The sequence below is a fragment of the Arthrobacter sp. Dra40 genome (assembly GCF_059091905.1).
This window is the reverse complement of sequence record NZ_JBNHHB010000337.1, coordinates 1-3,911: the sequence shown is the minus strand read 5'-3', so window position 1 is coordinate 3,911 and position 3,911 is coordinate 1. Positions and strand designations below refer to the sequence as shown.

Here is a 3,911-nt window from a genome sequence, read left to right as displayed (position 1 = left end):
CAGACAGCTATCAAGGTCGTCGACGGCTCCGTGGAGGTGGTTTCCGAAGGACAATGGAAGAGGTTCGTGTGATAGGTGCCCAGCATTTGTGACGTCGTGTGGCTTTTGTGCACAGCAGGGACGGGACGAACAGGGATTGTCTGCAGCGAAAACGGGCAGGTTGGGACTGCCCCCGAACTAGTTGGCTCCTTCACCTGAGGCCGCAGCGCCCAGTAATGGATCGGCTTACGGGCAACAGAAGTGACATTTAGCTCCGCGAAAAACACCGCGACCTCTCGTTGAAAATCTCAGCCCAAAACCGCTCTGTGATTCACACGGGCCGGGGTGCACGTGTGGACGGATTCCCCGAGTCCGAGGGTCGGAACGCTAACCTTGCGGGTTCTGACCCGGCCAGGCCCTCGCACACATCGTCACTCAACCCTCGCCCGGTGCGTGTTCCCGAGAGCAAACCTCGACATGCCGGATGGGACTGCGGTGCGGCAAGCAGAGGTTATTCCACGACGGAACGTGGTGGACATCTCGAAACGGGCTCCAGCATTTCCGAGTCGTGCGGCTTGTCCGACTAAGATCAAGAACATTGCCTCGTCCGAACACGCGTCCAGCAGCGCACTCGAACGGACGCAATGCTTCTTGTGTCAGTTCAGGCTCGGCCGCGACTTCGGTGGAGTAGTGCTCGGCTGGCAGAACGGTTAAGTTACGGCTCGTACCGGGGAATTACCCGGCTGGCACCGTGCCCACCTGCTTTGCTGGCACACCAACGACCACTGCCCCCGCGGGAACGTTCTTTGTGACGACTGCACCAGCGCCCACTACGGCCCCATCGCCAATCGTCACGCCTGGCAACACCGTCACGTTGGCCCCGAACCACACGCCCAGGCCAATCACAACGCGGGCCGGGTGCATGTCGGCTCGTCGGCTCGGCAACATGTCGTGGTTCAAGGTCGTGATAACGGCGTTGTGGCCGATGAGGGATCCATCGCCGATTTCGATACCGCCCTGGTCCTGAAACCGGCAGCCGCTGTTGACGAACACATTCGCGCCGAAGCGGATGTTTTTGCCGAAGTCAGCGCTGAACGGCGGGAAGAGTTGGAAGGACTCGGGGACCTCGCGCCCGGTCAGCTCACTCATCAGGGCGCGCACCTCACCGGGGGAGTGGTACCGCCCGTTGAGCTCGGCGGTGATGCGCAGCGATTCCTGGCTCGCGGCGTGCATAGCCTCATGGTGCGGCGATCCTCCGGGGATCGTCTCTCCGGCGTTTAGCGCAGTCAGAAGGTCGTCGAGTCCGCGAATTTCGACCATGTGCCCACGATATCGTTCCCTTGGCTGCACCTGACTACCCACCTTCTATGGCCACCCAGATCGCATGTTCGGGTCGCGGCGTGGCGTGGCGGAGGAAACGCCAGCTGGTGTAGAAGCAGTCCCGGCCCGAGGTCTGGTCGGATGCAGAATCCGGGATAGTGGATTCCTGCAGGAATTGGTCGTACTGAGAATATGCCGTGGGTAGTTCGTTTCCCCGCGGTGCATTTTCGTGCTGCCATGCGGCTACAGCAGCTAACACCTCAGGCCGTGGACGGGATTATGAAGCAGGCACCCGGACGGGTGCAGCGCTGCAGATGAGGGGATAAAACAATTCGGGCGAAAAGTCCTGATGCGGCCGCCCTTTTCGGGGGGCCGCGCCAAGGTCATCATTGTCCGGCAGCACTTGCAGCCGAACATTGCGCGGGCGTCATCCGTAGTTGTGGTTGCGTTTTGCGGACGCTGCCGGGCCGCGAGCCACCGTGAGACCAACGGTCAGCCAAGTGATGGGCTGCGTGGCGTCGTGGGCGCTGAAGACATCCACGCCGTTTTCGCTGGCATTGTCTCCAACGACGGCAGAGGTGATGATCGTGGCCAGCACGGCGGCGACGTACACGGCGAACTCGAGCGTCCGCGTGGAAATCTTGATGTCGTTCGCGTTACAAGTCGTGTCAGTGTGGGCGGCGTTCTTGTGGGTGTTGTCAGTCATGGTGCGTGGGGTTGATGTGTTGGGGTGGGGTGATGTGGGGGGCACGAAACAGCCGTGCAATTTGGGTTTCGCTTCAGTAGCCGGTGATGACAACTTCTCTCCGCCGGAGACTTTATGCGTAAAGTAGGTGATTAGCAAGCGTGCTTACTATTGTGGAAAGGGCGGCTTGGGCCTTGTCAGGAGGACGGAGAACCATGTCACCCGAAGATAGTCCGGCGCCTTCATCGGGTTGCGGCTGTAAGAAGCGGCTCAGCCGGGAGGTGGTTTTGTCCGCCGCCCTGGCCCTCGTTGACGTGGAGGGACTCGATGCCCTCACCGTGCGCCGGCTTAGACAGGAACTCGGGCGGGACATCCTCAATGAACTGCAGGAGTCTAGCGCGGACCCAAATGAAAACGAAGCCGTTCCACGCCTCGGCCTTCACCGTCTGCCGCCAACGGACTTCACCCGCCTGCCCGCCCCCGCCCCGGTCCTCGCCGACGACGACGGCGAACCCGAACTCGACGAAGGCATCAGCATCCTCCCTCTCGGCCTCGCAGCCCGCCTGTCCCCACAGGTGCCCGCACCCGGGACTGACCGTGAACAACTTTGAAAGGCACAATGTTTCTTCTCTTCGGTTTTAGGACCGCCATTCATGATCTGCCCGGACGGATGGCAACGTGTCAGTACTGCGGGCAATTCGTCCACCATCACTTGCAGGAACGGGCCACCAAACTCACCCTGTTCTTCATTCCCGTCTTCACAACATCCAGGGCCCTAACCATCACCTGCACAAACTGCGGACATAGCTCCACAATGAAACCCCGACAGAAGAACGCACTCCTCGGCTAGGAGTGAAAACCGCAGCGCGCAAGGACCCGCGACTGCACCACCAACCTCCCAAGTTGAGGGCGACGCCTCTCAGGGCGCCACTGTTGTTTGGGGGCCGTACGGTAGGGATCACCAGCCCCCATAGATATCCCTCGCCGCCCGGAAACGATTCCGGGCAAACTCAGTAAGCTATCCGGAAAGTGTTGCATCACAGTTCCTGTAACCGGCACCCCCGTTACGTTGTGCCAGAAGTCCCCCTCACTGACGGACGAGCACGCCGTCACCGCCACCATCCTCAACGCCATCGGCCGGGGCCGCGGGCCGTTCCGCCACCCGTAGAATTGAGATAGTAAAAGCCCGGATCCCACCCCCCGGCACGGAGGCACTAAGGCACCATGACTGGCAAACTGCATCTCACCCCCGAGGAACACTTTCCCGCGGACTTGGCCGAGGTCATAGATCAGCAGCTACAGGTCCTGGACAGCCAGGTCCAGCGCCAGCTCGACTACGAGGTTATTACTGCCGGCGAACCCAACCCCGAGACGGAGTTCCGGCACTTTGAGCTCGACGAGGAATTCCAAACCCGCGACAATCGCTGACTGCACCGGCTGCACCGGCTGCACCGCGACGAACTCGGCCACCTGAACTTGGTGGAGTACCGCTTCAACGTCTAGCGACCGCCGGTCACGTAGCCCGCGCCCAGTGTGGGCGGCTTGAGCGCCCATGAAGGTGTCCAGCCTCCAATAAGCAGTTCATCCAGAACCTCGCTGGGTATTCAGTCCGCAGCGGAGGCGGTTTCCAAGGAATTAATTCATGTTCCTGCCGGGTTCGGTGGGGGAGTACTGCTGTCCGTGTCGAGGACCTGCCCGATAGTCTTGGCGATCAGGTCAACGTCCTCGTCTGCCACAACGAATGGGGGGCTGATTTGGAGGGTGTTGCCGCGCAGGGGTCGCACGACGACGCCGTTGTCTATGCATGAGTCGGCCACAGCCTCGGCGTCTGCCTCGGGTGCGAGCTGGACGCCGGCGAGAAACCCGACGCCACTGCGGATTTCCTGCACGAGGGGATGCGAGGCCAGAGGGGCAAGGGCCTTATCGA

General features: G+C 61.3%; 5 protein-coding genes and 1 pseudogene. 3 read left to right on the top strand and 3 right to left on the bottom strand.

Translation table 11 applies throughout. The annotated features are described in order from the left end of the window. Positions 1–714: 714 nt before the first annotated feature. Together AC5RWT_RS35255 and AC5RWT_RS35250 are read right to left on the bottom strand one after the other, a co-directional pair. On the bottom strand, positions 715–1,299 hold the full coding sequence (locus tag AC5RWT_RS35255; RefSeq protein WP_494046050.1) for a DapH/DapD/GlmU-related protein: 585 nt from the start codon (positions 1,297–1,299) through the stop codon (positions 715–717). 427 nt (positions 1,300–1,726) lie between these two features. Further along, complete coding sequence (locus AC5RWT_RS35250) at positions 1,727–2,005, bottom strand: hypothetical protein (RefSeq protein WP_494084278.1); 279 nt, start codon at positions 2,003–2,005, stop codon at positions 1,727–1,729. A gap of 260 nt (positions 2,006–2,265) precedes the next feature. Here AC5RWT_RS35250 and AC5RWT_RS35245 point away from each other — a divergent pair, with 260 nt between their 5' ends. The 3 genes from AC5RWT_RS35245 to AC5RWT_RS35235 all read left to right on the top strand — a co-directional run bounded on the left by AC5RWT_RS35245 (position 2,266) and on the right by AC5RWT_RS35235 (position 3,412). Beyond that, the gene (locus AC5RWT_RS35245) at positions 2,266–2,595 is read left to right on the top strand and encodes a hypothetical protein (RefSeq protein WP_494084279.1); all 330 of its coding nucleotides are present in this window, start codon (positions 2,266–2,268) and stop codon (positions 2,593–2,595) included. 8 nt (positions 2,596–2,603) lie between these two features. Next, positions 2,604–2,834 (top strand): zinc-ribbon domain-containing protein, encoded by a 231-nt coding sequence (locus AC5RWT_RS35240; protein WP_494084277.1) that lies wholly within the window; start codon positions 2,604–2,606, stop codon positions 2,832–2,834. Between the two features lie 374 nt (positions 2,835–3,208). Beyond that, positions 3,209–3,412: a hypothetical protein gene (locus AC5RWT_RS35235; protein ID WP_494084276.1), complete on the top strand. Its 204-nt coding sequence runs from the start codon at positions 3,209–3,211 to the stop codon at positions 3,410–3,412. A 212-nt stretch (positions 3,413–3,624) separates the two neighbouring features. Here the strand turns inward: AC5RWT_RS35235 and AC5RWT_RS35230 are convergent. Then, positions 3,625–3,911 (bottom strand): annotated as a pseudogene (locus AC5RWT_RS35230) (hypothetical protein); the annotation flags it as partial.